The organism is Pseudomonas sp. C9-3 (assembly GCF_032392015.1).
Taxonomy (GTDB): Bacteria; Pseudomonadota; Gammaproteobacteria; order Pseudomonadales; family Pseudomonadaceae; genus Pseudomonas; species Pseudomonas nitroreducens.
This window is the reverse complement of the sequence record NZ_CP135919.1, coordinates 2,195,267-2,211,906: the sequence shown is the minus strand read 5'-3', so window position 1 is coordinate 2,211,906 and position 16,640 is coordinate 2,195,267. Positions and strand designations below refer to the sequence as shown.

At 68.2% G+C, this 16,640-nt stretch carries 5 protein-coding genes; all 5 read right to left on the bottom strand.

From position 1 onward, the window contains the following. Nucleotides 1-8 precede the first annotated feature (8 nt). Genes RS899_RS09995 through RS899_RS09975 form a run of 5 tightly spaced genes read right to left on the bottom strand, consistent with a single transcriptional unit; the run spans nucleotide 9 to nucleotide 16,202 of the window. Nucleotides 9-1,199 carry an HlyD family efflux transporter periplasmic adaptor subunit gene (locus RS899_RS09995; protein WP_315809786.1) on the bottom strand — a complete coding sequence of 397 codons (1,191 nt, stop codon included), beginning with the start codon at nucleotides 1,197-1,199 and terminating at the stop codon, nucleotides 9-11. Beyond that, a complete protein-coding gene (locus RS899_RS09990) occupies nucleotides 1,189-3,348 on the bottom strand; it encodes a type I secretion system permease/ATPase (protein ID WP_315809785.1) in 2,160 nt (719 codons plus the stop codon). Before RS899_RS09990 ends, RS899_RS09995 begins: the two co-directional genes overlap by 11 nt. Continuing rightward, nucleotides 3,348-4,592 carry a TolC family protein gene (locus tag RS899_RS09985; protein ID WP_409978054.1) on the bottom strand — a complete coding sequence of 415 codons (1,245 nt, stop codon included), beginning with the start codon at nucleotides 4,590-4,592 and terminating at the stop codon, nucleotides 3,348-3,350. The genes RS899_RS09990 and RS899_RS09985 overlap by 1 nt, the downstream gene beginning before the upstream one ends. A 31-nt stretch (nucleotides 4,593-4,623) precedes the next feature. Further along, nucleotides 4,624-15,666 carry an Ig-like domain-containing protein gene (locus RS899_RS09980; RefSeq protein ID WP_315809784.1) on the bottom strand — a complete coding sequence of 3,681 codons (11,043 nt, stop codon included), beginning with the start codon at nucleotides 15,664-15,666 and terminating at the stop codon, nucleotides 4,624-4,626. Further along, entirely contained in the window at nucleotides 15,663-16,202 is a 540-nt protein-coding gene (locus RS899_RS09975) for a BapA prefix-like domain-containing protein (RefSeq protein ID WP_315809783.1), read from the bottom strand. The genes RS899_RS09980 and RS899_RS09975 overlap by 4 nt, the downstream gene beginning before the upstream one ends. Nucleotides 16,203-16,640 lie beyond the last annotated feature (438 nt).

Sequence of the window (16,640 nt, the reverse complement as noted above, 5' to 3'; positions counted from 1 at the left end):
GTACCTCGCTACATCAACCGCGCCTTGAGCAACGGCCGCAACAGGTAGTTCAGCACGCTGCGCTTGCCGCTGAGGATGTCCACTTCGGCGACCATGCCGGGGATGATCGGCAGCACCTCGCCGTTACGCGTCAACTGGCTACCGTCGGTCTTGATCAGCACCTGGTAGTAGTACTCCTTGCCGTGCACCGTCTCTTCTTCGATCGTATCGGCGCTGATCTGTTCCAGGGTGCCCTTCAAATCACCGTAGATGCTGTAGTCATAGGCAGTGATCTTCACCTTGGCCGGCATGCCCGGCACCAGGAAAGCCACGTCGCGCGGCTTGACCTTGGCCTCCACCAGCAGGCGCTCCTCCACCGGGATCACCTCCATGATCGGCTCACCCGGCTGCACCACGCCGCCACGGGTGCTGATCAGCACGGTGTTCACCCGCCCACGTACCGGCGAGAGGATTTCCGTGCGGCGCAACTGGTCCTTGCGCTGCTGGACGATGGGCTCGATCTGCGCCAGTTGGGCCTTCTTCTCCTGGCGTTCGGTGTAGGCGTCCTGGAAGTAGGTGTTCTTCAGTTCGGTGAGCTTGCCACTCAGGGTGGCGATGTCCTGGCTCAGCTTGAGTGCTTCCATCTGGCTCACCGCGCGTCGTGCCACCAGCGGTTCGACCAGGGCCAGCTGGCTCTGCGCCAGGCGGATCTGCTTCTGCAGCGAACGAGTATTTTCCTCCAGTTTGTCGCGCCGCGACTTGAACAGCTCGCGCTCGGAACGCGCCACCGGGCCATCGGCGGGCATGCCTTCGGGGAAGACGATGTGATCCTGGCCCATCACCTCGGCATCCAGCCGGGCAATGGCGGCGCCGAGCACTTCGGCCTGGTTGGCGGCTTCCTGCCAGGAGGTCTCGAAGTGCGTGCGATCCAGGCGTACCAGCGGCTGGCCCACCTGCACCAGCTCGCCCTCCTGCACCAGCAGACGGTCAAGGATGCCGCCCTCCAGGCTCTGGATCTTCTGCATGCGGCTGAACGGCACCACCCGGCCGTCGCCACGGGTCACCTCGTCCAGCTCGGCCCAGGCCGCCCAGGCAATGGCGGCGACCAGGCTCAACAGCAGCGCCCAGAGCAGCGGCCGCGACACCGGATGACTGGCGGCCAGCAGCGGGTCCTGCAACTCTCGGCGCAGGCGTTCGGCGGCACGGGATTCACTGGCCATGGACGGCTCCTTCCTGTCCGGGAATATGGACCGTGCGGTCCTTGACGATCTGGTCCAGGGTGCCGTCCATCACCACCTTGCCCTGGCTGAGCACCACAGCGCGAGAAGCCACGGCGAGCATGGTCTTCTTGTGCGTGGTCATCACCAGGGTGCGGCCTTCCAGCCAGCGTTGCAGATACCCGATGACGTGCAGCTCGGTACTCTGGTCAAAGGTGGCGGTGGGCTCGTCGAGCAATACCACGGGCGGGTCCTGCAGCAGCACCCGGGCCAGCCCCACGGCCTGGCGCTGGCCGCCGGACAGGCTGCCGTTGCCCAGCAGCGGCAGGTCCAGCCCCAGCGGGTGCGAGCGGACGAAATCGCCCAGGCCGACGCCGTCCAGCGCCTCGAACATCTCGTCGTCGCTGATCGCAGCGCCTTCCAGATTGAGGTTGTCACGCAGGGTGCCGAAGAACAGGGCGACGTCCTGAGGCAGATAGCCGATGTGCCGGCGGCGGTCGGAAGGGTCGATCTGCGCGATGGCCACGTCATCGAGCAGCAGACGACCGGATTGCGCGTCGTAAAGCCCGGCCAGCAGGCGCAGCAGGGTCGACTTGCCCGCGCCGTTGCCGCCCAGCAATGCGATGCGTTCGCCGGGACGAATCTCCAACGCCGTGATGTCCACCGCCGGCGGATTCTCGCCGTGGGCCAGCTTCAGGGCTTCCAGGCGGTAGTGCCCGGCGAGACGTTCCTTGCGCACGAAACGCTTGTCCTGCGGGCGCTCCATGGGCGCCTTCATCAATTGGTCGAGCCCTTCCATGGCCACTTTGGTGTGCTGCCAGCGGCCCAGGATGCCGGCGGCCTGGGCCAGCGGCGCCACCGCGCGGGATGCGAGGATCGAGCAGGCCACCAGCGCGCCGACGCTGAGCTCACCGGCACTGATGCGGTACACGCCGAACACCACTACGCCGACGTAGCACAGCTGCTGGACGATGCTCGCGCCATAGGACAGTGCCGTGGTCAGCGTGTGGGTGCGCATGGCGTTGCCAGCCAGCTGCGCGGTGAGATTTTCCCAGAGGTGCAGGCAGCGGCCCTCGGCACGGGTGGCCTTGACCGACTCGAGGTTCTCGATGGACTCCAGCAGGATGCCGTTCTTCACCGCGCCCTCGCGCAGGTTCTCCCGCGACAGCCGCGCCAGCAGCCCCTGGCAGAACAACCCGGGCAGCAGCATCAGCAGCGCCGCCACCGCCGGCACCCAGACCAGGTGCCCGCCGATCAGCGCGATGATCAGCAGGAACAGGAACACGAACGGCAGGTCGCTGATCATTGCAGCACTGGACGCCGTGAAGAATTCGCGCACGCCCTCGAACTCGCGCACCTGCGTACTGAACGCGCCCACCGAGCCGGGCTTGGCGGCCAGCCGGGTATTGAGCACGCGCTCGAACAGCAGGGTCGACAGCTGCAGGTCGATGCGCTTGCCCATGGTCGTCAGCAGGTGCCCCCGCAGGGCACGAATCACACCCTCCAGCACAATCGCCAGGCCCACGCCGGTGGCGAGAATCCACAAGGTGTCCATGGCCGCGTTGGGCACGACCCGGTCATACACCTGCATGGCGAACAGCGCTGAAGCAATCGCCAGCAGGTTCGCCATCATCGCCGCCATGGCGACTTCGAAGTAGGAGCGCCAGAGGCGTTTCAGCGGGCCAAAGAACCAGTGGTCCGGCTCGCGCCGGGCGAAGTCGCCGACGCGACCGTCCGCGCGGTAGCGGCACTTGGCGAAGATCGCCACGCCGCTGTAGCGGTGCTGCAGCTCGGCCAACGGAATTCGCTCGACGCCGCCGTCGCTGTACGGCACCAGCACGCTGGCCGTCTGTTCATCCTGCTCGCAGAGCACCAGGGTGCCGCCGTCTTCGAGCAGCAGCAGCGCGGGGAGCAGGTAGCTGTCCATCTTCGCCAGGGCCAGGCGCTCGACCCGCGCAACAATGTCTGCTCGGCGCAGGGCGCGGGGCACGAAGCGCAGCGGCAGGCGGCCCTGGTGCAGCGGCATGCCCTCCCCCAGCTCGGCCACTCCCAGCGGTCGGCCCAGCTGGCGGCACAGCAGGGAAAGCCCCTGGCGCAGCGGATCGGCTTCATCCTCGTGTTCCGCCAGCAGCACCACATTGTCGGCGTTCATCAGGAGGCTCCCGGAGACAGGTGGTTTTCCAGCATCGGCCCGAGCAGGCCGATCTGCGCGGCGGCGCGGTATTCCACGCGCTTGCGCTCGAAGCGCAGGTTGGCCAGCTGGCGTTCAGCCTCGAAGCGTTCGCGCTGCACGTTGAGCAGGTCGATCACGTCGCGCCGGCCGACTTCGAACTGGTCACGGTAGACGCCGCTCACCTGGTCCGATTCACGCACCTGCTGCACCAGCGAATCCTGCCGCCAGCGCAGGGTGTCGTCGGTGTCGAACAGGGTCTGCAGCTTGCGCTTGATGTCGCGTTGCATGGCATCGCGGGTCCAGCGGGTGGACTCCAGGTGTTGCTGGGCGGCGGTGGGCCGACGGAAGTTGGAGAGACCTTCGAAGGTATCCATGCGCAGGCGCAGCGAGACGACCGAGTCGTTCTCCAGGTGTCCACCGATCTCCCGGCGCAGCGACGAGGCCTCCAGGTTCACCTGCGGAAGCAGCGAGGCCTTGCTCTCGCGCAGCCTGGCCTCGGCCACCTCGGCGTCCTCGGCGGCCTTGCGGTACAGCGGGCTGTCGACGATCAGGCGATTCATGTCGGTTCCGACCAGGTAGCGTTGCATGGACAGGGGCTCCGGTTCGGCGAGGTCGGCCGGCGGCTTGCCGACCAGTACCTCGTACTGGTTGCGGGCGTCCTGCAGGGCGCCTTTCTCCAGCGCCAGCTGTTCCTGCGCGCGGGACAGTTCGAGGTTGGCGCGGTCCAGTTCGCTGCGGTCGGCATAGCCGTCGCCGCCGCGGGCCTGGGTCATCTCGCGGATGTCACCCAGGCGCTGGATGTGCTCGCGCACAGTCTCGATCCGCGCCTGTGCGGCAAGCACGTCGAGGTAGGTCTCGACGATGTCCAGGGCAGCGTCCTCGCGGCTCACCAGCGCGGACTCGTCGAGCTGGCGATGGGTGGCCTTGGCGCTGTCCACCTTGCTCTTCATCCGGCCCCAGTCGTAGAGCATCTGGGACGCGGTCAGGTCGTAGACGACTTCGCCGAAGTCGAATTCGTTGGGCCCTCCGGACATGCTCACCTGCGGGTAATAACCGCCCTTGCTGATCTCCACATCGGTCTTGCCGCGCTCCGCCTCCGCCACCGCGGCGCGGACTTCGGGATGGATGGCGAGGCCGGCGCGCACGGCCTCGTCCAGTGTCTGCCCCTGGCCTGCCGCGCTGATCAGCAGCAGGCCGTACAACCAGGCGTTGCGTGGTGTCATGCAGTGCTTTCCTTCTCCCGGAAACGACGGTTCAGGACACAACGACGTGGACGGTGTTTTCCTCCACCAGCAGCGTATTGCTGCCGAAGCTGTAGACGTCGTAGCTGACGCCGCCATGCACCTGGTTCACCCCCGTATCCACCGCGCCCCTTACCGTCAGCGTGTCGTTGGCGTCGCCGGTGACCTGCAGGACGTTGTTGGCATCGGTCACCGCGTCCACCTGGGCGGCGGTGAGCGTCAGGCTGCCGCCGGTATCGCCCTTGCCCATGTCCACCCGCTCGATGTTGGTCCAGGTGCCGGTGCCGGCCGCGCCGTAGTTGAGGGTGATGCCGTGGTCGAGCATCACGGTGTCGAAGCCGGTACCGCCGTCGATGGACTTGAAGTTGGTGGCCTGCAGCTGGACGGTGTCGTTGCCATCGCCGGCCTGGACGATGTCGCCGGTACCGACATGGAGGAACAGGTCCGCCCCGGCATTGCCGTAGAAATGCTCGGCACCGCTCTGCCCGACGAACACATCGGCACCCGCTGTCCCGGTGACACTGATCTCGCCGATGGCCAGGCTCAGCCCCGAGCCGGTGAGCGAGATGCCGTAGGTCGCGCTCTGGTGACCGCTGGCGTCATAGGCGATCAATTGCAGGCTGAGCTGGCTGCCCAGGTTGAGGATCTGCGTGACGGACAGGCCGAGCTGCCCCAGCAGGTCCGCCGCCAGCAGGTTGATGGTGAAGTGCCCGGTGGCATCGACAACCGGGTGCAGCGTGACGTTGGCCGCCGGCGTGATCACCTGCACCGCGAGGCTGCCCCCGGCGATCGCCGTGCCGCTGATGCCCAGTGCCGGCGGCAGCAACCCGACGGCCAGGCCGAGCCCGCCGATGGTCACAGTGTTCTGCGTGAGCACATTCTCCAGGTTGATGCTCGCCAGGTTGCCGAGGTTGCCGGCGGCATCCCGCGATCCCACCGACACACTGGCGTCCAGCAACTGGTCCCAGGTCAGGCTCAGGCCCAGGCCGCTGAACAGGTCCACCTGGGCGAGGCCCGCGTTACTGGCAGTCAGTTCGGTGTGCGAGGTCAGCCCACTGACGTTCACGTCCACCACCAGCGTGCTGTTGGCCTCACCACTGATACCCAGCAGGTTGCTCGCCAGGGTCAGTACCGGTGTGGCCGGCGCAAGGGTGTCGAGGACGAAGCTGGCCGGCGTCGCCGTCAGCCCGCCATTGACGTCTGCGGTGAGGGTCGCCGCGCCCTGCGGGATCACACCCACTCCGGCGGCAGGCAGCACGGTTACCAGGGCCACTCCCGCCAGAATCTCCGCGGCAGTGAGCACGTGGGCCTGGGTGTAGCTGTAGCCGCCCGGCTCGCTGTAGCGCAGGGTCAGGGTCTGCCCGGCGCGGGCACCAGCGGTCAGGCCGACACGCACCTGGATGCCGTCGCTCAGCTCGGCCTTGTTGATGTAGCCGTCGGCGGCCTCGGCGATGGTCAGCACCGGGCGCGTCAGGTCCGGCGCCTGGATCTGGATCGCCGCGCCGGCATTGCCGGCGGCATCCACGGCGTTCACCGTCAGCAACTGCCCTGCGGTCAGGGCCGGGCTGAGGTTGACGGTGAAGTTGCCGCTGGCGTTGGCCTGGACAGTGATCGGGTTGGCCGTGTCGCCATTGATGATGACCTTCACCGTGCTGTTCGCTTCGGCGATGCCGGTGAGCACTGTGCCATTGGCGGTCACGCTCAAGCCGCTGGGCGCGACCGGCGCCACGCTGTCGATGCCGATGGTGGTTGCCACACTGGTGTTGCCGGCAGCGTCCTTGGCCGTCACGCTGACCTGAGTGTTGTTCGCCAGCGGGCTGCCGGGCGTGAAGCTCCAGTTCCCGGTGGCATCGGCGGTGACCTGCGCGATGATGGCGCCGCCGACCTTGAGGATTACCGTCGAACCGATCTCCGCCGTGCCGCTGAGTACACTGCCGTTGCTCGGGGCGACTACCGGAGCGGTGGGCGCCACGGCATCCACCGTGACACTGGCGGCGACGCTGATATTGCCCACGGCGTCCTTGGCCACCACGCTGACCTGGGTGTTGTTGGCCAGCGCCACGCCAGGGGCGAAGCTCCATTGCCCCTGAGCGTTGGCGGTGACCTGGCCGATGATGTTGCCGCCCACGCTGAGCACCACCGTGGCGCCCGCCTCGGCCGTACCGGCAAGCAACACGCCATTGCTGGGATTGATCACCGGGGTGGCCGGCGGCAGCGCATCCACCGTGGTGCTGGCGGCGATGAGGCTGACGTTGCCGGCGGCATCCTTCGCCACCACGCTCACCACCACACCGTTGCCCACCGGTACTCCCGGTGTGAAGCTCCAGAGACCGCTGGCGTTGGCCGTGACCTGGCCGAGCAACGCGCCATTGGCTCCCGTGATGATGACCGTGGAGTTGGCTTCGGCAGTGCCGGTGAAGGTGATGCCGTTGCTGGCGGCAATGGTCGGCGTGTTGGGTGCGACGCTGTCCACCGTGACGCTCACCGCGCCACTGGTATTGCCCGTCGCATCCCGAGCCACCACGCTGACCTGCACGCCATTGGCCAGAGGCACACCGGGCGTGTAGGCCCAATGGCCGGTGCCGTCGACCACCACCTGGGCGATGGGCACGCCCCCGACGCTGAGTACCACCGTGGCACCCGCCTCTGCCGTGCCGGTGATCTGTCCGCCATTGCTCGGCGAGACCACCGGTACGTTCGGTGCCAGCGCGTCGACCACCAGGGTAGCGGCGCCGCTGAGGTTGTTGCTGGCGTCGCGCGCCACGACGCTGATCACGGCACCATCGGCCAGCGGTGCTGCGGGCGTGAAGCTCCAGCTGCCGTTGGCTTGCGCGGTCACCTGGCCGACGAACACACCGTCGACGCTCAGCAGGATAGTGACGTTGGCTTCGGCGGTGCCGCTGATCACCGTGCCGTTGCTCGGTGTGATGACCGGCACGGCCGGCAGGCTGGAGTCGATGACCACGCTGGTCCCCAGGCCTTCGTTGCCGACCGCGTCACGGGCGCTGACCACGACTTCCAGGCCGTCGGCCAGCGGCGAGCCCGGCACGTAGTGCCAGTTGCCGCTGGCATCGGCCTTCACTTCGATGATCAGGTTGCCGAAGCCATCGCGCAGGATGACCGTGGCATTGGCTTCCGCGGTGCCGGCGAGTACGGAGCCATCGCTGGGCGTAACGGTGGGGACCGGCGGCGCCAGGGCGTCGATGGTGACGCTGACGCTGGCGCTCAGGTTGCCCGTGGCGTCCACCGTCAGCACATCCACCACCGTGCCGTTGGCCAGCGCCGAGGGTACCGGGAAGGACCAGGTCCCATCGGCCTGCACCGCAACCCGCGCCAGTTCCACACCATTCACGCTGAGCACCACGGTGACGCCCAGTTCGGCGCTGCCGCTGAGCAGCGTGCCATTGCTGGGGTCGACCACCGGTGGCTCAGGCGCCTGGCTGTCGACTACCGTGGACGCAGGGCCGCTACTGTTGCCGGCGGCGTCCTGGGCCACGGCGGTGACCGTGGTGCCGTTGGCCAGCGCCGGGCTGGGACTGAATGTCCAGTCGCCGCTACCGTTGGCCTGGGTAGTGCCGATGAAGTTGCCGTTGCCATCGCGCAGGATGACGGTGGCGTTGATTTCGGCGGTACCGCTCAGCACGGTGCCATCGCTGGGCTCGATGGTCGGTGGCGGCGGCGCGACGTTGTCGACGGTGGTGCTGACCGTTGCACTGGTATTCCCGACCGCATCGCGGGTGGCGGCCTGGATGACCACGCCATTGCCCAGCGGCGTGGCCGGATCGAAGGACCAGTTGCCGGCGCTGTCGGCGACGGCGGTGCCGATGGGATTGCCGCCGCCATCGGTGAGCACCACGGTAACGCCGGCCGTGGCGGTACCGGTGATATGCACGCCATTGCTCGGGGCAATGGTCGGGACGGCCGGCGCCACGGCGTCCACCGTGGTGCTGGCTGAGCCGCTGGTATTGCCGGCAGCATCCCGCGCCACGACGTTGACCACGGTGCCATCGGGCAGCGCTGTGCCGGGTGCGAAGGACCACTGCCCCGCCCCATTGGCGCTGACCTGGCCGATGGGATTGCCGTTGCCGTCGGTGAGAATCACCGTGGCGTTGGCCTCGGCGGTCCCTTCGAGCAGCGTGCCGTTGCTGGCGTCAATGGTCGGGGTGGGCGGCGCCAGGTTGTCGACCGTGGTGCTGACCGGGCCGCTGGTGTTGCCGGTGGCATCCTGCGCCACTGCGTTCACCACAGTGCCATTGGCCAACGGGGTACCGGGTGTGAAGCTCCAGTTGCCGCTGCCGTTGGCCGTGGCCTGGCCGATCAGGTTGCCGTTGCCGTCGGTGAGGATGACGGTGGCGTTGATCTCGGCGGTGCCGTGCAGCTCGGTGCCGTTGCTCGCCGCGATGGTCGGTGCGGCGGGCGCGACCGAGTCCACGGTGGTGCTCACCGTGCCGCTGGTGTTGCCGGCGGCATCCTTGGCCTGGGCAATCACCTGCGTACCGTTGGCCAGCGCCGGGCTCACCGCCAGGCTCCAGGCGCCGTTGGCACCCGCGCGTACCTGGCCGATGGCGTTGCCATTGCCATCGGTGAGCAGTACCAGCGCATTCGCTTCTGCGGTGCCGGTCAGCAGCGTGCCGTTGCTCTGGTTGATGGTCGGGTCGGCCGGGGCGGTGGTGTCCACGGTGGTGCTGACCGAGGCGCTCTGGTTGCCGGCGGCGTCCACCGACACGGCATTCACCGTCGTGCCATTGGGCAACATCGTCGACGGCGTGAAGCTCCACTTGCCGTTGCCATCGACGCTGACCTGGGCGATCGAGTTGCCGTTACCGTCAGTGAGCACGATGCTCGAACCGGCCTCGCCGGTGCCGCTGAGCACAGTGCCGTTGCTGGGCAGGATGGTCGGCGTGGTCGGCGCGGTGGTGTCCACCTGGGTGCTGGCCGGGCCGCTGGTGTTGCCGGCGGCATCCTGGGCGATGGCGATCACTGTGGTACCGCCGAGCAGCGGTGGGTTGGGCGTGAAACTCCACTGCCCGGTGCCGGCATTGGCAATCACCTGGCCGATGGGGTTGCCGTTGCCGTCGATGAGGATGACCGTGGCCCCCGGTTCGACGCTGCCGGTCAGAACGTTGCCGTTGCTGGCGTCGATGGTTGGTGCGGCCGGTGCCAGCGCATCCACCGTGGTGCTGGCGGGTTGACTGGTGTTGCCGGCGGCGTCCTGCGCCACGGCATTGACCACCGTACCGTTTGCCAGCGGCGCGGCGGGCGAGAAGGTCCAGTGCCCACTGGGGTCGGCGGTAACTTGCGCGACCGGGTTGCCGTTGCCATCGCTGAGGATCACGGTGCTACCGGCCTCGGCAGTACCGCTGAGAACGGTGCCATTGCTCGGCTCAATGGTTGGAGCACCGGGCGCGAGGCCATCGATGGTGATGCTGGTTTCACCGCTGACCTGCCCGCCCTCCACCGCCACGGCGGAAATTTGTGTGCCATCGGGGAGCTTCGAGGGCGGCGTCCAGCTCCACTTGCCGTCGCTACCGGCGCCAACTTCGATCAGCATCACGCCGTTGCCATCGAGAATGCGCACGATGACGTTGGGCTCCGCGGTCCCGCTGATCACGCTGCCATCGCTGGGAGAGATGATCGGCGCACTCGGCAGCGTGGCGTCCACCGTCACCGTCGCTGGCGGGCTGATGTTGCCCGCCGCATCGCGGGCCAGGGCAGTCACCAGGGTCGTGTCGGCGATCGGACTGGCCGGTGTGAAGGTCCAGTGCCCACTGGCATCCGCCGTGGTCTGGCCGATGGCAGTGCCACCCACGCTCAGCAAGACGGTGCTGCCCGCCTCCGCCGTGCCGCTGAGCACTTCGCCGTTGCTGGCGCTGAGGGTCGGTGCGGCAGGCGGGTCGGCATCGATGGTGACGCTGGCCGGCGTGCTCTGGTTGCCGGCGGCGTCCCGCGCGATGACCTGCAGCACGTCGCCATCACCCGGCTGCGGGCTTGGGTTTAGCGTCCACTGGCCGTCCGGGCCGGCGGTGGTGCGGCCCAGTTCCTGGCCGCCCGCGGTAGTGACGATGACCGTGCTGCCCACCTCTGCCGTGCCGCTGAGTGCGCTGCCATTGCTCGGTGCGACGGTTGGCGCCGCCGGGGGCGCGGCATCGATGACGATGCTCGCCACGGCGCTGGCGTTGCCGGAAGCATCCTGGGCAATCACATCGATCCGGGTGCCGTCGGCCAGGGGCGGACTCGGGGTGAAGGTCCAGCTGCCGTCCGGGCCGGTGGTGGCCTGGCCGATCAGCACGTTGTTGGCGTAGACCAGCGTAATGGTGCTGGCGATCTCGGCGGTGCCGGTGATTACCGTGCCATTGCTCGGGTCGATGCTCGGGGCGACGGGCGCAGCGGAGTCCACCACCACACTGTCACTGCCACTGATGTTGCCGGCGGCATCCTGTGCGACTGCGCTGACGGTCACGCCGTTGCCCACCGCTGGAGTGGCGGTGTAGGTCCAGTGGCCCTCGGCATCCACCAGGGCGCGGCCGATCTCGCCGCCCGGCCCGCTGAGGATGACGGTGCTGCCCGCTTCGGCGGTGCCGCTGAAGGTGGTGCCGTTGCTCGGCAGGATATCCGGCGCGCCGGGAGCGACGCCGTCCACGCTGCCGTTGACGACAGGCGTGGTGTTGCCGGCCGCGTCGGTGCCCTGCACCGAGACGGCCGTGCCGTCGCCCAACGGGCTGCCGGGCGTGTAGCTCCAGCGGCCGTCCTGGCCGACCTGCACACGGGCGACCTCACTGCCGGCGACGCTGACGATGACCGTACTGCCGATTTCCCCGGTGCCGCCCAGGACGCTGCCGCTGCTTGGGTCGAGGGTCGGCGTGGTGGGCGCGCTGGAGTCCACCGTCACCTGGACCGGGCCGCTCTCGTTGCCTGCAGCATCGCGGGCGACGATGGTCACCACGGTTCCGTCGGCCAGAGGCTGGTCCGGGGTGAAGGTCCAGTTGCCGCCCGCACCGACGGTGACCTGCCCCAGCGCGTTGCCGGCGCCGTCGGTGAAGACCAGGATGCTGCCCTCCTCGGCGGTCCCGCTGAGCACGGTGCCGTTGCTCGGCGTGGCCGTCGGGTCCGTCGGCGCGCTGCTGTCGATGGTCACCACCGTGCCATTGCTGGCATTGCCCGCCGCATCGGTGGCGACCACCGTTACGCTGCTGCCGTTGGGCAACGGCGATGCCGGGGTGATGCTCCAGTTGCCCTGGCCGTCGGCGGTGGTCTGGCCCACCAGGTTGTTGTTCGCATCGGTCACCGTGACCGTGCTGCCCGGTTCGGCGGTGCCGCTGATCTGCGTGCCGTTGCCGGGGTTCACCTGCGGGTCTGCCGGCGGCGTGGCGTCGACGGTCAGCGTGGTGGTGTCGCTGCGGTTGCCGGAGGAGTCCACCGCGACCACGCTGAGGGTCGCACCATCGGGCAGCGGCGTGCTCGGGGTGTAGCTCCAGCTGCCGTCGGGCCCTACTGGCACTTCGGCGATCACCTGGCCATTGGCGGAGATCACCACCACCTGCGCGTTGGGTTCGGCGGTGCCGCTGAGCTCGCTGCCGGTGCTGGGTGCGACCACCGGCGCGGCCGGTGGCTGCGCGTCCACGGTCACACCCGCCGTGCCGCTTTCATTGCCCGCCGCATCGCGGGCCATGACCGTCACCTGGGTGCCGTTGGGCAGCGCCGGTTGCGGGGCGAAGCTCCAGACGCCACCCGCGTCGGCGAGCGCCTGGCCGATTACATTGCCGCCGGCATCGCGCAGGATCACCGTGGCGTTGGCCTCGGCGGTACCGGTGAAGAGCTGGCCATTGCTCGGATCGACCAGCGGGGTCGGCGGCGCCACGGAATCCACCGTGGTGCTCGCCGGCTGGCTGACATTGCCGGCCGCGTCGGTGGCCGTCACGTTCACCTGCGTGCCGTTGGGCAGCGCGGTACCGGGTGTGAAGGTCCACTGCCCGTTGCCATCGGCCGTGACCACGGCGATGGGATTGCCGTTGCCATCGCTGAGCGTGACGGTCGAGCCGGGTTCCGCCCTGCCCGACAGCGTCACGCCGGTGCTGCCGTTGATGGTCGGAGCGGCCGGCGCCACGGCATCCACGGAGCCCGTGACCGGTGCGCTTTCACGGCCGCTGACCGGGTCGACGGCTACCACCTGGTAATCCGAACCGTTGGGCAATGGCGTCGCCGGCGTGACGCTCCAGTGGCCATTTCCGTCGGCCGTGGTGCGGCCGATTTCATTGCCGTTGGCATCGCGCACTATCACCTGCTGGCCGGCCTCGGCGGTGCCGCTGATGACGCTGCCGTTGCTCGCATCCGGTGTGGGCGGCGTGGTCAGGTCGCTGTCCACCGTGGTGGTGGTTTCCGCACCAACGTTGCCGGCCGCATCACGCACCGCCAGGCGCAGCACGAAGCCACTGGGCAGCGCCTGGTTGAAGCGGAACAGCCAGGCTCCATTGAGCCCCACCGCCGCCTCGCCCAAGGGGTTGCCGGCGGCGTCCATGATGACGACGGTGCTGCCCGGCTCGGCGGTGCCGCTGATCTGCGTGCCGTTGCTTGGCCCTGCCGTGGGGGCATTGGGTGCCAGGTTGTCGACGGTGATCTGCCCCACCGGGCTGACGTTGCCGGCCGCGTCCGTCGCGGTGGCGAGCACCTGGGTGCCATTGCCCAGGGGCGTACCCGGCGTGTATGACCAGTCCCCGGTCACCGGATCGGCGGAAACCTGGGCGATGGGATTGCCGTTGCCGTCGGTGAGGGTCACCGTGCTGCCCGGCTCGGCGGTGCCATGCAGGACATCGCCGTTGCTCGCGTCGATCTGCGGAGCATTGGGGGCCTGGCGGTCGATGACCACGGGAGTTGGCTGGCCGACGTTACCGGCGGCGTCACGGGCGACCACGGAAACCTGCGTGCCGCTGGGCAGGGCCGACGGCGGCGTGAAGGTCCACTGCCCGGTGGCGGCGTCGGCGGTCACCTGGCCGATGGGATTGCCGTTGGCATCGAGGATGATCAGGGTGGCGCCGCGTTCGGCCGTCCCGCTGAGGACAAGGCCATTGCTGGCATTGACCTGCGGCGGCGGCGGCGCGGCGGCGTCGACCACCACGCTGGTGGGCTGGCTGGAGTTGCCGGCGGCGTCGGTGGCGGTGACCACCACCACCGTACCGTCTGGCAACGAAGCCCCCGGCGTGAAGGACCACGCACCGCTGATGCCGTCGGCGCGGACCTGAGCAATGAGGTTGCCCTGTGGGTCGGTGAGGCTGACCAGGCTGCCGGGTTCGGCGATGCCGCTGAGGACGGCGCCATTGCTGGTGTCCACCTGGGGCGCAACGGGTGCCACCCCGTCAACGACCAGCCCGATCACCGGGCTCTGGTGGCCGCTCAGCGGGTCCACGGCGACGACCTGCAACTGGGTGCCGTCAGGGAGCTGAGCACCGGGGGTGTAGCTCCAGTGGCCTCCTCCATCGGCAGTGACGGAGCCGATCAGGTTGCCGTTGGCGTCGCGGATCTCCACGCGGTCCCCGGCATCCGCCAGGCCACTGATGCTCAAGCCGTTGCTGGGGTTGACCGTGGGCGCCGAGGGAATGCTGGCATCCACCGTGACGCTGGCCGCCGGCCCGGTGTTGCCGGCGGCGTCCCTGGCGCTGACCGAGACCTGCACACCGTCGCCCAGCGGGGGGCTGAAGGAGAACTGCCAGTGGCCGCTGCCGTCGACCTGGGCCTGGCCGATCACCTGGCCGGAGGCATTGGTCAGCAGCACCGTGCTGTTGGCTTCCGCGCTGCCACTGAACAATCCGCCATTGCTCGGGTTGACCGTGGGCGCTGCCGGGGGCTGGGTATCCAGGGTGATCTGCGCCGGGCCGCTGAGGTTGCCGGCCGCGTCCCTGGCGACGACGGTGACCTGGGTGCCATTGGGCAATGGCGAGCCGGGCTGGTAGCTCCAGTGGCCGTTGCCGTCGGCGACGACGGTCGCCAGCGGGGCGCCGTTGCCGGTGGTGAGCACCACGGTCGCGCCGGCTTCCGCCGTCCCCTCCAGCCCGCTGGCGTTACCCGACGTGATGGCCGGCGTGGACGGTGCCACGGCATCCACCGTGACGCTGACGGGGCCGCTCTCCCCCTGCGGGCCTCGTGCAACGGCGGTAACCACTGTACCGTCGGCCAGCGGCGTGAGCGGGGTGAAGCTCCAGTGGCCGTCGCCACCCACCAGGGCCACGCCGATCAGGGTGCCCTGGGCATTGCTCAGGTAGACCTGGGTGCCCACAGTCGCCGTGCCCTGGAGGACATGACCGTTGCTCGGTTCGATGACCGGCGCCGGCACCGCGCCGCCCGGCGCGCTGACGGTGGCGATGGGGCTGGCGTTGCCGGCGGCGTCGCGAACGATGATGGAAATGACCTGGCCGGCGGACAGCGGCGACTCCAGGCTGAGATTGAAACGCCCATCGGGACCGACCTGCACGGTCAGGTCAGGGATGCCGTCATTGTTGAGATCGATGGACAATGAGCTACCCGGTTCGGCGATACCCGCAAGGCCACGACCGTCGGCGCTGATCGCCAGGTCATGGGCGGCCTCCGGTGGCGTGGTATCCGGCGCACTCACCACGGTGGCCGGTCCGCTGTTGCCGGCCGGGTCGGTGACCGTCACCGTGACGCCCTGGCCATTGTTCACCGGGGTGGGCAGGGTGATCTCGAAATGCCCGTCGGAGCCGGCAACACCGGTAGCGTCGGGAACACCATCTCCGTTGGTGTCGACCTTCACGGTGGAACCAGGCTCGGCGCTGCCGCTGACCTTGCTGCCATCTTCCGACACCGTGACACCGGTCGCGGCGCCAGGAGCCGTGGTATCCGGCGCGGTGACGGTGGTACCGGAGCTGGCACTGCCACCATTGGGGCCGCGCACTACCACGGTGACATTTTCGCCGTTGCTCAATGGCGGGCTGACCGGTATCTGGAAATTGCCGTTGCCGTCCACCGGCGCGGTGTAGTCGGGCTGGCCGTCACCGTTGACATCCACCTCGACGGTCGTACCCGGCGTTGCACGGCCGGTGATCACGCTGCCATCAGGGCTGACCGTGACATCGGTCGCCGGCGCGGGGGCGCTGGAGGGTTGCTGCCGCCGCCACCGCCGCCACCCCCGCCCCCACCGCCGCTGCTGGCAATGGCAGCGCCGCCAGCAATCACTGCGGCGCCGGCGAGGATGGTCCCGGCCGTGCCCAGCCCGGCGATGCCACCTGCCGCAGCGCCGGCCTCGGCACCGGTCAGGGACTCAAAGCCGGCGTCGATGGGCGCGGAGACGTAGGTGGGCATCAGCGTGCCGTCGGCCGCAACAGCATCCAGTTCGGTCACCACCAGGTCGCCCTTCTCGTCCACGAGATAAAGCTGGCTGGGCGGCTGCCCTTCGGCGAAGAAATTGGCGATGCGGATGGTCTCGCCATCCTTGAGCTGCACCACCAGGTCCGCACCAACCTGCTGGTAGCTGGCGACCGCGTCGGCGGTGACATCCAGGGCCACGTTGCTGGCCTGCTGGAGAACGATGCTTCCTTGTACCGTCTGCTGCGTGGCGGTGGCCACCTGCACTTGAGACGCCACGACCTTCGCCTGGATCGCCATGCTGACTTCCTCTGACCGGAATATTTTTTTGTTTATGGCCAGAAAGAGATAGCAGCTTCTGTACAAGGCGCCGGGAGCACTCTCAAAGGCTCCTGGCCAAAAGGTTTAATCGAAAGGTAGTAACCTAAGCACCCGCTGAAAAGTTCAGAGTTTATTGTCCACTCGCAGATATAAGCGCTGATATCGGGCCGGTTTACTCTCGACAATTAATTGACATTCTCTGTAAGCAGCGCCACTTACGGGGCTTACTCCCGCTATCGCGAATTGGTCGTCGCACTTCGCCGCCCCGACACGTCCACGACAATATTCAGTCGCTTGTTTGACTATCGCCAATGGCTTACACGGCTGTAATCCCTGGAGTACAAATTACCGTTCGTCGGAAAATATGAGTCCAGCAAACCTGTCGGTACGGTCATG